This is a genomic window from Pseudomonas sp. NFACC56-3, assembly GCF_900100025.1.
Lineage (GTDB): Bacteria > Pseudomonadota > Gammaproteobacteria > Pseudomonadales > Pseudomonadaceae > Aquipseudomonas > Aquipseudomonas fluorescens_AA.
In genome coordinates this window covers 37,620-55,127 of the sequence record NZ_FMTK01000004.1, presented here as the reverse complement: position 1 = coordinate 55,127, position 17,508 = coordinate 37,620, and the positions used below count along the sequence as shown (strand labels likewise).

General features: G+C 61.4%; 17 protein-coding genes. 12 read left to right on the top strand and 5 right to left on the bottom strand.

Annotated elements, in window-relative coordinates; genetic code table 11:
• Positions 1–17: 17 nt before the first annotated feature.
• Positions 18–662 carry an orotate phosphoribosyltransferase gene (pyrE, locus tag BLO80_RS07590; protein WP_060740059.1) on the bottom strand — a complete coding sequence of 215 codons (645 nt, stop codon included), beginning with the start codon at positions 660–662 and terminating at the stop codon, positions 18–20.
• Positions 663–744: 82 nt separating this feature from the next.
• Between pyrE and BLO80_RS07585 the strand changes: the two genes are divergently transcribed.
• The gene (locus tag BLO80_RS07585; RefSeq protein WP_013694557.1) at positions 745–1,524 is read left to right on the top strand and encodes an exodeoxyribonuclease III; all 780 of its coding nucleotides are present in this window, start codon (positions 745–747) and stop codon (positions 1,522–1,524) included.
• A 96-nt stretch (positions 1,525–1,620) separates the two neighbouring features.
• On the opposite strand, the gene gltS is transcribed toward BLO80_RS07585, so the two are convergent.
• The 3 genes from gltS to rph form a co-directional block, all read right to left on the bottom strand.
• Positions 1,621–2,829, bottom strand: coding sequence for a sodium/glutamate symporter (gltS, locus tag BLO80_RS07580; protein ID WP_092332850.1), 1,209 nt, complete (start codon positions 2,827–2,829; stop codon positions 1,621–1,623).
• Positions 2,830–3,192: 363 nt separating this feature from the next.
• A complete protein-coding gene (locus tag BLO80_RS07575; protein WP_092332852.1) occupies positions 3,193–3,561 on the bottom strand; it encodes a DUF4870 domain-containing protein in 369 nt (122 codons plus the stop codon).
• A 34-nt stretch (positions 3,562–3,595) separates the two neighbouring features.
• Positions 3,596–4,318 (bottom strand): ribonuclease PH, encoded by a 723-nt coding sequence (rph, locus tag BLO80_RS07570; RefSeq protein ID WP_092332854.1) that lies wholly within the window; start codon positions 4,316–4,318, stop codon positions 3,596–3,598.
• Between the two features lie 273 nt (positions 4,319–4,591).
• Between rph and BLO80_RS07565 the strand changes: the two genes are divergently transcribed.
• The 6 genes from BLO80_RS07565 (at position 4,592) to BLO80_RS07540 (ending at position 9,898) form a co-directional block, all read left to right on the top strand.
• Complete coding sequence (locus tag BLO80_RS07565) at positions 4,592–5,455, top strand: YicC/YloC family endoribonuclease (RefSeq protein WP_092332856.1); 864 nt, start codon at positions 4,592–4,594, stop codon at positions 5,453–5,455.
• A 12-nt stretch (positions 5,456–5,467) separates the two neighbouring features.
• The gene (gene gmk, locus BLO80_RS07560; protein WP_092332858.1) at positions 5,468–6,088 is read left to right on the top strand and encodes a guanylate kinase; all 621 of its coding nucleotides are present in this window, start codon (positions 5,468–5,470) and stop codon (positions 6,086–6,088) included.
• 167 nt (positions 6,089–6,255) lie between these two features.
• The gene (gene rpoZ / locus BLO80_RS07555; protein WP_003177259.1) at positions 6,256–6,519 is read left to right on the top strand and encodes a DNA-directed RNA polymerase subunit omega; all 264 of its coding nucleotides are present in this window, start codon (positions 6,256–6,258) and stop codon (positions 6,517–6,519) included.
• 60 nt (positions 6,520–6,579) lie between these two features.
• Positions 6,580–8,685 (top strand): bifunctional GTP diphosphokinase/guanosine-3',5'-bis pyrophosphate 3'-pyrophosphohydrolase, encoded by a 2,106-nt coding sequence (spoT, locus tag BLO80_RS07550; protein WP_092332860.1) that lies wholly within the window; start codon positions 6,580–6,582, stop codon positions 8,683–8,685.
• 36 nt (positions 8,686–8,721) lie between these two features.
• A complete protein-coding gene (locus BLO80_RS07545; protein ID WP_014340863.1) occupies positions 8,722–9,102 on the top strand; it encodes a RidA family protein in 381 nt (126 codons plus the stop codon).
• A gap of 55 nt (positions 9,103–9,157) precedes the next feature.
• Complete coding sequence (locus BLO80_RS07540) at positions 9,158–9,898, top strand: hypothetical protein (protein WP_092332862.1); 741 nt, start codon at positions 9,158–9,160, stop codon at positions 9,896–9,898.
• A 1,041-nt stretch (positions 9,899–10,939) separates the two neighbouring features.
• Here BLO80_RS07540 and BLO80_RS07535 read toward each other — a convergent pair.
• Positions 10,940–11,797, bottom strand: coding sequence for an SDR family oxidoreductase (locus BLO80_RS07535; protein WP_092332864.1), 858 nt, complete (start codon positions 11,795–11,797; stop codon positions 10,940–10,942).
• Between the two features lie 189 nt (positions 11,798–11,986).
• Here BLO80_RS07535 and exbB point away from each other — a divergent pair, with 189 nt between their 5' ends.
• The 5 genes from exbB (at position 11,987) to recG (ending at position 17,459) form a co-directional block, all read left to right on the top strand.
• Positions 11,987–12,958, top strand: a complete 972-nt coding sequence (exbB, locus tag BLO80_RS07530) for a tonB-system energizer ExbB (RefSeq protein WP_092332866.1) — start codon at positions 11,987–11,989, stop codon at positions 12,956–12,958.
• A gap of 6 nt (positions 12,959–12,964) precedes the next feature.
• Positions 12,965–13,393: a TonB system transport protein ExbD gene (gene exbD / locus BLO80_RS07525; protein WP_060740040.1), complete on the top strand. Its 429-nt coding sequence runs from the start codon at positions 12,965–12,967 to the stop codon at positions 13,391–13,393.
• Positions 13,390–14,148: an energy transducer TonB gene (locus tag BLO80_RS07520; protein WP_092332868.1), complete on the top strand. Its 759-nt coding sequence runs from the start codon at positions 13,390–13,392 to the stop codon at positions 14,146–14,148. The genes exbD and BLO80_RS07520 overlap by 4 nt, the downstream gene beginning before the upstream one ends.
• Before the next feature lie 305 nt (positions 14,149–14,453).
• Positions 14,454–15,374, top strand: coding sequence for a hydrogen peroxide-inducible genes activator (locus tag BLO80_RS07515; protein WP_053126577.1), 921 nt, complete (start codon positions 14,454–14,456; stop codon positions 15,372–15,374).
• A 9-nt stretch (positions 15,375–15,383) separates the two neighbouring features.
• Positions 15,384–17,459: an ATP-dependent DNA helicase RecG gene (gene recG, locus BLO80_RS07510; RefSeq protein ID WP_072406097.1), complete on the top strand. Its 2,076-nt coding sequence runs from the start codon at positions 15,384–15,386 to the stop codon at positions 17,457–17,459.
• Positions 17,460–17,508: the final 49 nt, after the last annotated feature.

The following is a 17,508-nucleotide window of genomic DNA, read 5'->3' as shown; positions in this document are numbered from 1 at the left end:
GGTTTAACGCAAGCCAATCAAACGCCAAACTGCGCCCGATAAGCCTCAACCGCCGGCAAATGTTGCTTGAGCTGCGGGTCGTCGGCCAAAAACTCCAGCACCTGGTTCAGCGACACGATGCTGATCACCGGAATGCCGAAATCGCGCTCCACTTCCTGGATCGCCGACAACTCACCGTTACCACGCTCCTGACGGTTCAGGGCGATCAGTACACCGGCCGCCTTGGCGCCTTCCTGAGAAGCGATGATCTGCATCACTTCGCGAATGGCGGTGCCAGCGGTGATCACGTCGTCGATGATCAACACATCGCCGGTCAGCGGCGCGCCGACCAGGCTGCCGCCTTCGCCGTGGGCCTTGGCTTCCTTGCGGTTGAAACACCAGGGCAGGTCGCGGCCGTGGTGTTCGGCCAGGGCGACGGCGGTGGTGGCGGCCAGCGGGATGCCTTTGTAGGCCGGGCCGAACAATACATCGAACGGGATGCCGCTCTCGACGATGGCCGCCGCATAGAAACGGCCCAACTGCGCCAGGGCGGTTCCGCTGTTGAACAGGCCCGCATTGAAGAAGTACGGGCTGGTGCGCCCGGACTTGAGGGTGAATTCACCGAAGCGCAAAACCCCGCGATCGATGGCAAAGCGAATGAAATCGCGCTGATACGCCTGCATGAAAAAAGCCTCAAATACCGCGGATTTAGCTAAATAGGTACACGGCGTGTATCATACACGCACGTGATTTTTGGGGCCATTTATGCGGATCATCAGTGTGAACGTCAATGGTATTCAGGCTGCAGTGGAGCGAGGTTTGCTCAGTTGGCTGCAAGCACAGAATGCCGACGTCATCTGCCTGCAGGACACCCGCGCCTCCGCCTTTGAACTGGACGATGCAGCCTTCCAACTGGATGGTTACTTCCTTTATGCCTGCGATGCCGAAGTCCCCGCCCAGGGTGGCGTGGCTTTGTACTCGCGGCTGCAACCGAAGGCTGTCATCAACGGTCTCGGTTTCGAGACGGCGGACCGCTACGGGCGCTACCTGCAAGCCGATTTCGACAAGGTCAGCATCGCGACCTTACTGCTCCCTTCGGGGCAGAACGGCGATGAAGATTTGAATCAGAAATTCAAGTTGATGGACGACTTCGCCCGTTACCTGGATAAACAGCGGCGCAAACGTCGCGAGTACATCTATTGTGGCTCGCTGTACGTGGCGCAACAGAAGCTGGATATCAAGAACTGGCGCGACAGCCAACAATCCCCGGGTTTCCTGGCGCCGGAACGGGCCTGGATGGACGAGATCATTGGCAACATGGGCTATGTCGATGCCCTGCGCGAAGTCAGCCGCGAAGGCGACCAGTACAGCTGGTGGCCGGACAACGAGCAGGCCGAAATGCTCAACCTCGGTTGGCGTTTCGACTACCAGTTGCTGACGCCCGGGCTGCGCCGCTTCGTACGCAGCGCCCGCCTGCCGCGCCAGCCACGGTTCTCGCAGCATGCGCCGCTGATCGTGGATTACGACTGGACGCTGACCATCTAAGCGTATCGGCGACAGCCTTCAGGTCGGCCGACCCAAAAAAATGCCCGTATCGCAAGATACGGGCATTTTTCATGGGGCGCGCTAGCGCCTCGATCGTCAAGCCACGGCAAAAAACGGTAGGGCCAGGTACAGCTTGATGACGATGACGTTAATGATGTCGATGAAGAACGCCCCCACCATTGGCACCACCAGAAACGCTATCTGCGAAGGTCCGTAACGCTGCGTCACGGCTTGCATGTTGGCGATGGCCGTTGGCGTGGCGCCCAGTCCAAAACCGCAATGCCCCGCCGCCAATACCGCGGCATCGTAGTGACTGCCCATGAGCCTGAACGTCACGAAAATCGCAAACAGGGCCATGACCAATGTCTGGGCCGCCAGAATGATGAAGATCGGCAAGGCCAGTGACGCCAGGTCCCACAACTTGAGTGACATCAAGGCGATCGCCAGGAACAGTGACAAGCTGACGTTGCCGAGCACGGACACTTCTCGCTCGAATACTTGATACAGGCCGAGTGCCGAAAGCCCGTTGCGCAGGATCACGCCCACGAAAAGGACACAAACGAACGTCGGCAACTCGAATGCGGTGTCGTGGAGCTGTCCATTCAGAAGCGTGCCGGCCAACAGGCTGACCGCGATCAGGGCGAGCGTTTCGATAAACGAAAATGGCGTAATCGAGCGTTCCTTGTTTGGCTGTTCGAAGCCCTTGGGTACGCGGGGCTTTTCTGGCTCGAGGCTGCCGGGCGATTGCACACGTTTGATGAGCAGGCGCGCAACCGGCCCACCGATCAAGCCCCCCAACACCAAACCAAACGTCGCAGAAGCCATCGCAAGCTCGGAGGCGGAAGCCAGACCGAACTTCTCGCTGAACACCGTTCCCCACGCCGCGCCGGTGCCGTGACCGCCCGCCAAGGTAATCGAACCGGTCAGCAATCCCATCAACGGATCGAGCCCCAGTGCCTTTGCGAGTCCGATGCCCATGGCATTCTGGACCACCAGCAGGCCGGTGACCGCCAACAGGAAAATCCCCACCACGCGCCCGCCTTTCTTCAAGCTGGCGAAATCCGCACTCAGGCCAATCGTGGCAAAAAACGCCAGCATCAAGGGTGTTTGCAATGAAGTATCGAAACGGACTTCAACTTCAAGCCCCCGTAAAGCCAGGAGAATCAGGGCAACTACCAACCCTCCCGCCACGGGTTCGGGAATATTGTAGGCGCGTAGAAAACCGACACGTGTAACAAGACCGCGCCCCAGCAAAAGCACTAAAGAGGCGGCGACAAGGGTTCCGTAGAAGTCGAGCTGAAACATAAGTGTTTATTCTTTGAATATATCTATTCAGGGCGAACTTTTTACCTGGGCTCGCCGCTTGAACAGGTTGATTGCCTCAACACTGATCGGCTTTGAATTCAAGGACCTTCAATGGTCTGAATATATCGAAATATTTCTAAAGGAATATAACGTGGGGCAACTCTATCAATCGACGCGTGTTATTGCCAAGGACATAGACCACCTTGAAACTTCATGAGTTGTGACTAAAAATTTAAGAGCGCTACATGTATGCGCACGATAACGCGCCAGGCAATTGGATGCCCTACAGGGAGAGAAACATCTTTATTTAAAAAAGAATGCCCCGATAGATCGGGGCATTTTTTTGAATCACAGCATTGATCGTTATTTGACCAACCGCCAGGTGAACGGATACCGATACGGCTGCCCTTCATTGGCCTTTACGCCAGCAATGATGGTCAGCACCAGCGCACCGATGGCCACCAGGCCGAACAGGAAGAAGCCAATCACCACGATCATCAGCAGCAGACAGATGGCCGAAGCAATCGCCACGGTGATCTGGAAATTCAGCGCTTCCTTGCCCTGGGCATCGATGAACGGGTCGGATTCACGCTTGAGCTGCCACAGTACCAACGGCCCGATCAGCGTGCCAAACGGAATCCAGATCCCCAGCAAAGCGGACAGGTGACAAAACATTGCCCATTGACGCGCCTCTTTGCTCGGCTGGGGCAGCAGGATTTGCTCATCACTCATGACGCTCTCCTTGTTGTCTTGAAGCGGGAATCGATCAGTCGGCCAACGCGGCCTTTTGCAATTCGAAGATCTCGTTCATGCCTTTCTTCGCCAACGCCAGCATAGCGTTCAAATCTTCCGGCTGGAACGGCGCGCCTTCGGCGGTACCCTGGACTTCGATGAAACCGCCGGCGCTGGTCATGACCACGTTCAGGTCGGTCTCGGCGGCGGAATCTTCGAGGTAATCCAGGTCCAGCACCGGCTCGCCTTGGTACATGCCCACGGACACAGCGGCGATCATTTGCTTGAGCGGGTCGCCGCCCTTGAGGCCGCCGCGCTTCTTGATCACTTTCAAGGCATCGACCAGCGCAACCATGGCCCCGGTGATGGAGGCCGTACGGGTGCCGCCATCGGCCTGGATCACGTCGCAATCGACATACAGCGTCACGTCGCCCAGCTTGGACATGTCCAGCGCAGCGCGCAGCGAACGGCCGATCAGCCGTTGGATTTCCAGGGTACGACCGCCCTGCTTGCCACGGCTGGCCTCACGCTGGTTCCGCTCACCGGTGGCGCGCGGCAGCATGCCGTATTCGGCGGTCAGCCAGCCCTGGCCCTGGCCCTTGAGGAACCGTGGCACACCGTTTTCGACGCTGACGGTGCAGATGACCTTGGTATCACCGAACTCGACCAGTACAGATCCCTCGGCGTGTTTGGTGTAGTTGCGGGTAATGCGGATCGAGCGAAGCTGATCGGCAGCGCGACCACTTGGACGTTTCATAGGGAACACCTGTACAGAGGACGGAAAACTGCCTGGCATTATAGAGCCGTGAACCGTCAGAGGGCAGTTAAAACGTCGCACAGCGCTAAAAGCCGGCGCGGGTGAGCGCCCTCGAAGCCCCGGCCGACGGGCTGCGGCGCTTTGTTACCGGAGCTGTTTGGGCGCTTGCGCCCCACTGCGCTACAATCCTGCGCCTTTGCTGCCCTCGGGCTTTTATCTACAGATCCCAGGCCCACGACCACCGTCGGGTGGCCTGCATTGCGAGGAACCCCCATGGTGCACAGCATGACCGCCTTTGCCCGCGTCGAAAAAGCCGGGGCCCAAGGCACGCTGAGCTGGGAACTGCGCTCGGTCAACAGCCGTTACCTGGAGCCGCACCTGCGCTTGCCCGAGTCCTTCCGCGACCTGGAAGGCGGTGTGCGCGAAGCGCTGCGCCAGGGCCTGTCCCGGGGCAAGCTGGAATGCACCCTGCGTTTCACCGAAGAAAACACCGGCAAGACCCTGCAGGTGGACCGCGAGCGCGCCGCGCAATTGGTCGCCGCCGCCGAAACCGTCGCCAGCCTGATCAAGAACCCCGCCGCCCTGAACCCGCTGGAAGTCCTGGCCTGGCCCGGCGTGCTGGTGGGTGACGCGAGCGACCCGCAAGCGCTGAACGCCGAGGCGCTGGCGCTGTTCAACCAAGGCTTGCAAGAACTCAAGGCCGGTCGCGAGCGAGAAGGCGCGGAGCTGGCCCGGCTGATCAACGAGCGCCTGGCCTCCATTGAAGAAGACGTCGGCACCCTGCGCGAGCTGGTCCCGCAGATGCTCGCCACCCAGCGCCAGAAAGTCCTCGACCGCTTCGCCGACATGAAGGCCGAGCTGGACCCGCAACGACTGGAACAGGAAATGGTCATGCTCGCGCAAAAGAGCGACGTGGCCGAAGAACTGGATCGCCTGAGCACCCACATCATCGAAGTTCGCCGGGTGCTCAAGTCCGGCGGTGCGGCCGGTCGCCGCCTGGACTTCCTGATGCAGGAGCTCAACCGCGAAGCCAATACACTGGGCTCCAAAGCCTTCGACCCGCGCAGCACCCAGGCGGCGGTCAACCTCAAGGTGTTGATCGAACAAATGCGCGAACAAGTGCAGAACATTGAGTAAGGCTAACCCGACATGACCCACAGCACCGGCACTCTCTACATCATTTCCGCGCCCTCGGGCGCCGGCAAGACCAGCCTGGTCAAGGCCCTGATCGACGCCCAGCCGCAGATCCGCGTCTCGGTCTCGCACACTACCCGTGCCATGCGCCCGGGCGAAGTGAACGGCGTGAACTATCACTTCGTCGACCGCGAAGAATTCGTGAGGATGGCCGAACACGGCGACTTCCTGGAGCGCGCCGAAGTCTTCGGCAACCTCTACGGCACCTCGCAAAGCTATCTGCAGCAGACCCTCGACGAAGGCCATGACCTGATCCTGGAAATCGACTGGCAAGGCGCCGAGCAGGTACGCAAGCTGATGCCCCAGGCCCGTTCGATCTTCATCCTGCCGCCGAGCCAGCAGGCGTTGCGCCAGCGCCTGACCAACCGTGGCCAGGACAGCGACGAAATCATCGAAGGCCGGATGCGTGAAGCGGTCAGCGAAATGAGCCACTACGTCGACTACGATTACCTGATCATCAACGACGATTTCGCCCACGCGCTGGACGATCTGAAGGCGATTTTCCGCGCCAGCCAGCTGCAGCAGAAACGCCAGCAGCAACGTTTCGGTAAATTATTGGCCGAACTGCTGGGCTGAACAGCCCTTCCCAAAACCGCTGCGACGGCTTTACATTGGTACTCGCAGCGCGCCGAGGGGTTTGGTTAAAAAATCAGCGCTTCCCTAAACGCTGGTGTTTTTTTAAACTGTCGAGTCCGCTCGCCCAACCGGGCAGCGCGCATATTGCATTCGCTCCGAGGAATACCATGGCCCGCGTAACCGTTGAAGACTGCCTAGAACACGTGGAAAACCGCTTTGAGCTGGTCATGCTCTCTACCAAGCGTGCCCGTCAACTGGCCACCGGCGGCAAAGAGCCATTGGTCCAGTGGGAAAACGACAAGCCTACCGTGGTAGCGCTGCGTGAAATCGCCGAAGGCCTGATGAGCTACGAGTTCATCGCCAACGCTGAAATCGTCGAAGACGAACCGCTGTTCGCAGCGTTCGAGGACGAGTCCAACGAGGCGGTCTAAGCCTATGCCTGGTCGACGTAGCACGGCGCGGGGTCACAGCGAACGGCAGGAGTCATCATCATGCCGAGCATAGACGCCCTCGCCGATCGCTTATCGACCTACCTCGGCACGGACCAGGTCAACCTGGTCCGCCGAGCCTATTTCTACGCCGAACAAGCCCACGACGGCCAACGCCGCCGCAGCGGCGAGGCGTACGTCACGCACCCGCTTGCCGTGGCGAACATTCTTGCCGACATGCACATGGACCATCAGAGCCTGATGGCGGCGATGCTGCATGACGTGATCGAAGACACCGGCATTGCCAAGGAAGCGCTGCAAGCGCAGTTCGGCGAAACCGTGGCCGAACTGGTCGACGGGGTCAGCAAGCTGACCCAGATGAACTTCGAGACCAAGGCCGAGGCCCAGGCCGAGAACTTCCAGAAAATGGCCATGGCCATGGCCCGCGATATCCGCGTGATCCTGGTCAAGCTCGCCGACCGCCTGCACAACATGCGCACCCTGGAAGTGCTGTCCGGCGAAAAACGCCGGCGCATCGCCAAGGAAACCCTGGAAATCTATGCCCCCATCGCCAATCGCCTGGGCATGCACGCGATCCGCATCGAGTTCGAAGACCTCGGCTTCAAGGCCATGCACCCGATGCGTTCGGCGCGGATCAACCAGGCCGTCAAGCGCGCCCGGGGCAACCGCAAGGAAATCGTCAACAAGATCGAAGAGTCCCTGAGCCACTGCCTGGCCATCGACGGCATCGAAGGCGAAGTCAGCGGGCGCCAGAAACACCTCTACGGCATCTACAAGAAAATGCGCGGCAAGCGGCGGGCCTTCAACGAGATCATGGACGTCTACGCGTTCCGGATCATCGTCGACAAGGTCGACACCTGCTATCGCGTGCTGGGCGCTGTACATAATTTGTACAAACCGTTGCCGGGGCGCTTCAAGGATTACATTGCGATCCCCAAGGCCAACGGCTACCAGTCGCTGCACACCACGTTGTTCGGCATGCACGGCGTCCCGATCGAAATCCAGATCCGCACCCGCGAAATGGAAGAGATGGCCAACAACGGCATCGCCGCCCATTGGCTCTACAAATCCAGCGGTGACGAACAACCCAAGAGCACCCATGCCCGCGCCCGGCAGTGGGTCAAGGGTGTGCTGGAAATGCAGCAGCGCGCTGGCAATTCCCTGGAATTCATCGAGAGCGTGAAGATCGACCTGTTCCCGGACGAGGTCTATGTCTTCACCCCCAAAGGCCGGATCATGGAGCTGCCCAAAGGCTCCACGGCCGTGGACTTTGCCTACGCGGTGCACACCGACGTCGGCAACAGTTGCATCGCCTGTCGCATCAACCGGCGCCTGGCACCGCTGTCCGAGCCTCTGCAAAGCGGCTCCACGGTGGAAATCGTCAGTGCCCCTGGCGCACGGCCCAACCCGGCATGGCTCAATTTCGTGGTCACCGGCAAGGCCCGTACGCACATCCGGCATGCACTGAAACTGCAACGCCGCTCCGAATCCATCAGCCTCGGCGAACGCCTGCTGAACAAGGTCCTGAACGGTTTCGACAGCTCCCTGGACAAGATCCCGGGCGAGCGTGTGCAGATGATGCTCCACGAATACCGCCTCGAATTGATCGAAGACCTGCTCGAAGACATCGGCCTGGGCAATCGCATGGCCTATGTCGTCGCCCGCCGCCTGCTCGGCGAAGGCGAACAACTGCCAAGCCCCGAAGGTCCGCTGGCGATTCGCGGCACCGAAGGCCTGGTGCTCAGCTATGCCAAGTGCTGCACGCCGATCCCGGGCGACCCGATTGTCGGCCACCTGTCCGCCGGCAAGGGGATGGTGGTGCACCTGGACAACTGCCGCAACATCAGCGAAATCCGCCATAACCCGGAAAAATGCATCCAGCTCTCCTGGGCCAAGGATGTCACCGGCGAATTCAACGTCGAGCTGCGGGTCGAGCTGGAGCACCAGCGCGGCCTGATCGCGCTGCTGGCCAGCAGCGTCAACGCCGCCGACGGCAATATCGAAAAAATCAGCATGGACGAGCGCGATGGCCGCATCAGCGTCGTCCAATTGGTGGTCAGCGTGCACGACCGTGTGCACCTGGCCCGCGTGATCAAGAAGCTGCGCGCCCTGACCGGCGTTATCCGCATCACCCGCATGCGCGCATAGCGCCTCAATAGCCCTATTTCTTACAAGGAGTCCTCAATGACCAAGACCGTTATCACCAGCGACAAGGCCCCAGCCGCCATCGGCACCTACTCCCAGGCGATCAAGGCCGGCAACACCGTGTACATGTCGGGCCAGATCCCGCTGGACCCGAAGACCATGGAGCTGGTGGAAGGCTTCGAAGCCCAGACCGTGCAGGTGTTCGAAAACCTCAAGGCCGTGGCCGAGGCCGCCGGTGGTTCCTTCAAGGACATCGTCAAGCTGAACATTTTCCTCACCGACCTGAGCCACTTCGCCAAGGTCAACGAAATCATGGGCAAGTACTTCGACCAGCCTTACCCTGCCCGCGCCGCCATTGGCGTGGCGGCCCTGCCAAAGGGCGCGCAGGTTGAGATGGATGCCATCCTGGTCATCGAGTAATAAGGTCGGCGCAGCCTCCCCCGCTGCGCCGTTTTCGTCTTGAAAGGATTCCACCATGCGCAAAGCGCTTGCTTTCTCGCTGTTTGCCCTTTTTCTGGGCGGTTGCGCCAGCGACCCTGCCGACCGTGACATCAGCGGCACCTGGATCAACCAGGCGGCCATCGACGCTGCCGCCAAGGGCGGCCCGCTGCGCGAAGCGCTGCAAGGCTATGGCCCGAACCTGGAATGGGACATCAATACCCGGGCCGGCCAGGCGCGCTACACCAATGGTTTTGAAAACGTCGAAGGCAAGCTGCTGGGCGAAGAAGATGGCACGTGGAAAGTCGATTTCTACGGCAGCTCCGCCAGCGAACTCAAGCGCGACGGCAAACAATTGAGCCAGGCCGCCACCGAGAACGAGCCGCAGCAGGTGTTCGACCGCGCGCAAGTCCAAGTACCGGAAGGCGCTCCCATCGGCGCCAGTTTCGAACGCGCGCTGTATGCTGCCTACCTGGGCGGCACCTGGAACATCGCCAGCGGCCCCGGCCAGGGCACCACCGTGCAATTCCAGCCCGACGGCCAGGTCAGCGGTCTGCCGGGCGCCGACCGTTACGCCCTGTGCCTGGCAGGCGACTGCGCCTCGATGAGCGGCGGCAACGACAACATCTGGCTGCAACAGAACGGCCAGGGTAACACCTGGATCTTTGCCCGTGACGGCAAGAAGCTGGAAATCTTCCAGACCGTGAATGCGGCGCTGGCGGATGAAATGCCGTCGTTCACGCCGGGGCCTCGGCAATGGGTGCTTGAAAAGCAGTAAGCCGCTCTATCTGTACTAGCCCGCCCGCTTCAGCGGCGGGCGCCACGCTATCACCGGGAGCAAACTCAGCATTCACACATCTGATCTGTTTTTTGGAGGCGGACAAGCCCCACTACCGTTTAGGAAAAGTCAATTACTTTCCTTGCGGAGCAGAGCGGGCTCAACTCCTGCCGTTAAGGCCTCGCTACAAGCCTAAATTTTAATTCTTCCTCATTTGTTAAGCTCGCTAAGATGACTGCTTCGCCTTCACTGAAATCCCGGCCGACATATAGAAAATCGGAATCCGTAGGAGCTGATGCACTTCTTATGCAACAAAGATCGACTCCTGCTAAATAAAGCTCCCATTCTTGATCAGCATTTCCACTGTAACGCCTAGCGAAGATCTTATTTCCCTCCCGAGTCCAACACAGATGTTCAACAAAATAGGATCGAATAGTGACCCGGCCATCCGAATTATGGAATGTCCAATATCCTGGTGTCGACCCGGGAGCCGAACGAGTAATTTTAATTGCGGGAGAGGAATCGTTGAGAAAATAGAGACAACTATTGGGATTTGCAGCCGAGAATATAGCGTATGGGCCGTATGAAGCTTCTGTAATAGGGACGAGTTTGGGGACATGGGTACTCTTTTTCATTACCGTTCTCCATTGCTTACTGGAGGGTAACCGCAATGGATACAGCAATGGCGAAGGACCGAGAGCGTTCACCAACAACTGGCTGACACATAATACCCGAGCACTCAGTATAGCCTTGCGGTGAAGAACACAAGCTTGCCCGTGCGCTGCGGCTCATGCGCCCAGCGGTTGCACGGATCTCATGGGCGAGCGTGCTCACGAAGGTGGCGAATCAGGCTGTATTTCCACCGCCATCGCGGGCAAGCCCCGACCACAGGCTCCGGTATTGCGCACAAATGCTGCCACTACGGCAATGTGGGAGCGAGCTTGCTCGCGATAACGGTACAACAGTCACCATTGATGCTAAATGTTATGGCCTCATCGCGAGCAAGCTCGCTCCCACAGCTGGTTTGGGGTGCCTGGGAAATCAGCAACGCCCTTCCAGAATCGCCGCGTAACCCTCACGAAAACTCGGATACCGTGGCACCCAGCCCAAGGCTTTCGCCCGCGCATTGCTGCAACGCTTACTGCCGGCGCGACGCACCCTGGCGTCTTCGGCCCATTGGGTGACGCCCATGTAGTCGCGCAGCCAGGCCACCACCTCTGCCAGAGGCGCGGGAGCATCGTCGACGCCGATGTAACAATCGTCCAGCGCCTTGCCCTGGCGATCAGCCTCCAACAGAAACGCCAGCAAGCCAGCCGCGTCGTCGGCGTGGATGCGGTTGGCATACAGAGGCGGATCCTCCACCACGCTGTAGCCCTGGCGCACCTGGCTCAGCAGCCATTCGCGACCCGGGCCGTAGATGCCGGTCAGGCGCACGCGGCTGGCGGGGATGCCACTGTCCAAGGCCACTTGTTCGGCTTCGAGCATCAGCCGGCCGGAGTAACCACCGGCCACGGTGGGCGAGGTTTCATCGACCCATTCCCCTGCTTGCTGCCCATACACACTGCTGCTGGACACGAACAGCAGACGCTTGGGCCGTTGCCCGTGCTGCTGCAACCAGCCCAACACATGCTGCAACCCTTCGACATAAGCCGTTCGATAGCCCGCTTCGTCATGGTCGGTGGCCGCAGCGCTGTACACCAGGTAATCCAGCGACCCGGTGGGCCAATCGGCAGGGCATTGCTCGCTGAACAAATCCCCCGCCACCCCGATGACGCCGGCCGGCAGGCTCGAAACCGTACGCCGCAAGCCATGGACCTGCCACTGTGCGGCCAATAACTGGCGGGCCAGGCGGCCGCCGATATCACCGCAGCCGGCGATCAAAACAGAAGGCGCGGACATCAAGAACTCCTCTGGCAAAGCCGCAGACTAGCCTCCGAGATGGACGAGCGGCTAGCCATCGGACAAAAAAAGTAACTGTATTACTTTTGTTAACAAGAATTACTTGCAATAATGCCTGCCACTTTTGTTCTCGGCCCACGAGGCCTGGAAGAACATCAACCTTCTTTTTTTTTCTCAGGTCCGGCCAGCATGAAACGCTCTCTATCCCCCGCTTCGCCAACCAACCGACCTCGTGCCTGGAGCACGGTAGCCGCCCTGCTGTTCAGCCTGCTGCTGGCACCTGCCGCCGCGCTCGCTGATGCGCAGGCGCCCGCCACGACACCGGCCGCCGCACCTGCAGCTGCCCAGGCGCCTGCTGACCCGGCCGCTCCCGTTGCGACGCCGGTCGCCACCGATCCGGCCCAAGCCGTCGAGGCCCAGGCACCTGAAATGCTCGAAGCCGACAATACCCTGGGCATGGCCCACGACCTGTCGCCTTGGGGCATGTACAAGAACGCCGACATCATCGTGAAAATCGTGATGATCGGCCTGGCCATCGCCTCGATCATCACCTGGACCATCTGGATTGCCAAAGGCTTCGAGCTATTGGGTGCCAAGCGTCGCTTGCGCGGTGAAATCGTCGCCCTGAAAAAAGCCGCCACCCTCAAGGAAGCCAGCGCCACCGCCGCGAAGGAAGGCACCCTCGCCAACCTGCTGGTGCATGACGCGCTCGAAGAGATGCGCCTGTCGGCCAACAGCCGCGAGAAAGAAGGCATCAAGGAGCGCGTGAGTTTCCGCCTGGAGCGCCTGGTCGCCGCCTGCGGTCGCAACATGAGCAGCGGCACCGGCGTGCTCGCCACCATCGGTTCCACCGCCCCCTTCGTCGGCCTGTTCGGCACCGTGTGGGGCATCATGAACAGCTTCATCGGCATCGCCAAGACCCAGACCACCAACCTCGCCGTCGTCGCTCCGGGCATCGCCGAAGCCCTGCTGGCAACGGCACTGGGCCTGGTCGCGGCCATTCCAGCCGTGGTGATCTACAACGTTTTCGCCCGCTCCATTGCCGGCTACAAGGCCCAGGTCTCCGACGCTTCGGCGCAAGTCCTGCTGCTGGTCAGCCGTGACCTCGACCACCTGCCGTCCGAGCGCAGCTCGCAACCGCACATGGTGAAAGTGGGGTAATCGGCCATGGGCCTGCATTTGAAAGAAGGCGCAGACGACGATCTGGCCGAGAACCACGAAATCAACGTCACGCCGTTCATCGACGTGATGCTGGTGCTGTTGATCATCTTCATGGTGGCCGCCCCGCTGGCCACCGTGGACATCAAGGTCGACCTGCCGGCGTCGACGGCCAAGCCTTCACCGCGGCCGGAAAAACCGGTGTTCCTCAGCGTCAAGGCCGACCAGCGCCTGTTCCTGGGTGAAGACGAGGTCAAGGCCGACACCCTCGGCGCGACCCTCGACGCCAAGACCCAGGGCAAGAAAGACACGACGATCTTCTTCCAGGCCGACAAAGGCGTGGACTACGGCGACCTGATGAGCGTGATGGACGCCCTGCGAAGCGCCGGCTACCTGAAGGTCGGCCTGGTCGGACTCGAGACGGCGCCCAAGAAATGATCACGACGCGCCAAAAGCTGACGCGTTACAGCGGTAGCCTGGTGGTGGTATTGGGCGTGCATGCGCTCGCCATCGCCCTGGCGCTGAACTGGACCTCGCGCGCGCCCATCGAATTGCCTCCCCAGGCGATGATGGTCGAACTGGCGCCAGTGCCAGCCCCGCCACCGCCGGCACCGCCAAAAGTCGTCACGCCGCCGCAACCGCCCGAGCCGGTCGAAGAGCTGCCGCTGCCCAAGCTTGCCGAAGCGCCGAAGCCGGAAATCGCCGTGCCCAAGCCGGTCAAGCCCAAGCCCAAGCCTCAACCGCCCAAACCCAAGCCCGTGGTCGAGAAAAAGCCGGAGCCGCCGAAGGAACAGCCGTCGGAGCCGAAACCGAGCGACACTCAGCCGACCCAGGCACCGACCGAGAAGTCCGCGCAACCGGCGCCCGGCCCGTCACCGGCGCAAATGGCCGCCAAGGCCAATTGGCAGGGCACATTGCTGGCGCACTTGGGCAAGTACAAGAAGTACCCGCCCAGGGCCCAGCAAATGAACAAGGAAGGCACCAACCGCTTGCGTTTCGTGGTGGATGCCGACGGCAACGTGCTGTCATTCGAGTTGGTGGGCAGTTCCGGCACCGAATTGCTGGACCGGGCCACCCTGGAAATGATCCGCCGCGCCCAACCGCTGCCCAAGCCACCGGCGGAGTTGCTGACCAACGGCACCATCGAACTGACGGCACCGTTTGTGTACTCCATCGACAAGCGCCGACGCTGATCGCAAATGTGCAAGCCCCTGTACAGGGGCTTTTTATTTTTGTGGGGGTTTATCCGGGTGGGGGCTTTATCTGTGGCGAGGGGATTTATCCCCGCTGGGGCGCGCAGCGCCCCTAAAAATAGATGACCTCATCTTCCTGACTTCCCGACGACAGTCGTGTTTTTGGGGCTGCTGCGCAGCCCAACGGGGATAAATCCCCTCGCCACACAGACATTCGACAGTGTCACACCGCGCCCCCAGTCTGATAACGTGCGTCTATCGATTGCAGCCGGTATGCTTGGCTCGCAACTTCACGGACGCTCGCCATGACCCTCACAGAATTACGCTACATCGTGACCCTCGCCCAAGAACAGCATTTCGGCCATGCGGCCGAGCGCTGCCACGTCAGCCAGCCGACGCTGTCGGTGGGCGTGAAAAAACTTGAAGACGAACTCGGTGTGCTGATTTTCGAGCGCAGCAAAAGCGCCGTGCGCCTGACCCCGGTGGGTGAAGGCATCGTCGCCCAGGCACAAAAGGTCCTGGAGCAGGCCCAAGGCATTCGCGAACTGGCTCAGGCCGGCAAGAACCAACTGACCGCCCCGCTGAAAGTCGGCGCGATCTATACCGTCGGCCCATACCTGTTCCCGCACCTGATTCCACAACTGCACCGGGTCGCCCCGCAGATGCCGTTGTACATCGAAGAAAACTTCACCCACGTGCTGCGCGACAAGCTGCGCAACGGCGAGCTGGACGCGATCATCATCGCCTTGCCGTTCAACGAAGCCGATGTCCTGACCCTGCCGCTCTACGACGAACCCTTCTATGTCCTGATGCCGGCAGAGCACCCCTGGACCCAGAAAAAAACCATCGACGCGGCCCTGCTCAACGACAAGAGCCTGCTGCTGCTCGGCGAAGGCCATTGCTTCCGCGACCAGGTGCTCGAAGCCTGCCCGACCCTGACCAAGGGCAGCGAAGGGGCCAAGCACACCACGGTGGAATCCAGCTCCCTGGAAACCATTCGCCACATGGTCGCATCCGGCCTGGGCATCTCGATCCTGCCGCTGTCGGCGGTGGACAGCCACCATTACTCCCCCGGTGTGATCGAAGTCCGCCCGCTGACGCCGCCCGTGCCGTTCCGTACCGTCGCCATCGCCTGGCGCGCCAGTTTCCCGCGGCCCAAGGCCATCGAAATCCTCGCCGACTCGATCCGCCTGTGCTCCGTGGCCAAGCCGCCCGCTGGCAAGTAAGCCGCTGTCATGACTGAGCTGTCGAAGGTGCCGGTCACGACACTCAAGGGTGTCGGTGAAGCCATGGCCGAGAAATTGGCCAAGGTCGGCCTGGAAACCCTCCAGGACCTGCTGTTCCACCTGCCGTTGCGCTACCAGGACCGCACCCGCGTGGTACCGATCGGCCATTTGCGGCCCGGCCAGGACGCGGTGATCGAAGGCACCGTCAGCGGCGCCGACGTGGTCATGGGCCGCCGCCGCAGCCTGGTGGTGCGCCTGCAGGACGGCACCGGCGGGCTCAGCCTGCGCTTCTATCACTTCAGCAATGCGCAAAAGGAAGGCCTCAAGCGTGGCACCCGCGTGCGCTGCTACGGTGAGGCGCGGCCCGGCGCGTCGGGGCTGGAAATCTACCACCCGGAATACCGCAGCATTACCGGCGACGAACCGCCGCCCGTGGATGAAACCCTGACCCCGGTCTATCCGCTCACCGAAGGCCTGACCCAGCAACGCCTGCGCCAACTCTGCCAGCAAACCCTGACCTTGCTCGGCCCCAGCAGCCTGCCCGACTGGCTGCCCACGGAACTGGCCCGGGATTACCACTTGGCGCCGCTGGCCGACGCGATCCGCTACCTGCACCATCCGCCGGCCGATGCCGATGTGGACGAACTTGCCCTCGGCCATCACTGGGCCCAGCACCGCCTGGCGTTCGAAGAGCTACTGACCCATCAACTGTCCCAGCAACGCCTGCGCGAGAGCCTGCGTTCCCTGCGCGCCCCGGCCATGCCCAAGGCCAGGGACCTGCCGGCCCGTTACCTGGCCAACCTCGGCTTCACCCCCACCGGCGCCCAGCAACGAGTGGGCAACGAAATCGCCTACGACCTGAGCCAGCCCGAGCCAATGCTGCGGCTGATCCAGGGCGATGTCGGCGCCGGCAAGACCGTGGTCGCCGCCCTCGCCGCGCTGCAGGCGTTGGAGGCGGGTTATCAGGTGGCGCTGATGGCGCCCACCGAGATCCTCGCCGAACAACACTTCATCACCTTCCAGCGCTGGCTCGAACCGCTGGGCATCGAAGTCGCCTGGCTGGCCGGCAAGCTCAAAGGCAAGAACCGCACCGCCGCCCTGGCGCAGATCGCCGAGGGCGCACCGATGGTGGTCGGCACCCATGCGCTGTTCCAGGACGAAGTGCAGTTCAAGAACCTGGCCCTGGTGATCATCGACGAACAGCACCGCTTCGGCGTGCAACAGCGCCTGGCCCTGCGGCAGAAAGGCGTCGGTGGGCGGATGTGCCCTCATCAATTGATCATGACCGCCACGCCGATCCCGCGGACCCTGGCGATGAGCGCCTACGCCGACCTCGACACCTCGATCCTCGACGAACTGCCTCCCGGCCGCACGCCGGTCAATACCGTGTTGGTCACCGATACCCGACGGGTGGAAGTGATCGAACGCGTGCGCAGCGCCTGTGCCGAGGGGCGGCAGGCCTATTGGGTGTGCACGTTGATCGAAGAGTCGGAAGAACTGACCTGCCAGGCGGCCGAAACCACCTTCGAGGACCTCACCGCCGCCCTCGGCGAGTTGAAGGTCGGGTTGATCCACGGCCGCATGAAGCCCGCCGAGAAAGCCGCGGTGATGGCTGAATTCAAGGCCGGCGCCCTGCAATTGCTGGTCGCCACCACCGTGATCGAGGTGGGCGTCGACGTGCCCAATGCCAGCTTGATGATCATCGAAAACCCCGAGCGCCTGGGCCTGGCGCAGTTGCACCAGCTGCGCGGCCGGGTGGGCCGGGGCAGCGCCGCCAGCCATTGCGTCTTGCTCTATCACCCGCCGCTGTCGCAGATCGGCCGCCAACGGCTGGGGATCATGCGCGAAACCAACGACGGTTTCGTCATCGCCGAAAAAGACCTCGAATTGCGCGGCCCCGGTGAAATGCTCGGCACACGCCAGACCGGTCTGCTTCAATTCAAGGTAGCCGACCTGATGCGCGACGCCGATCTGCTCCCCGCCGTACGCGACGCCGCCCAGGCCCTGCTGGAACGCTGGCCCGACCACGTCAGCCCGCTGCTGGATCGCTGGCTGCGTCATGGGCAGCAATACGGCCAAGTGTGAGCACGCGCTCAGTTTTCCAGACCCGCGTGCAGGACAAGCTGGTTATACT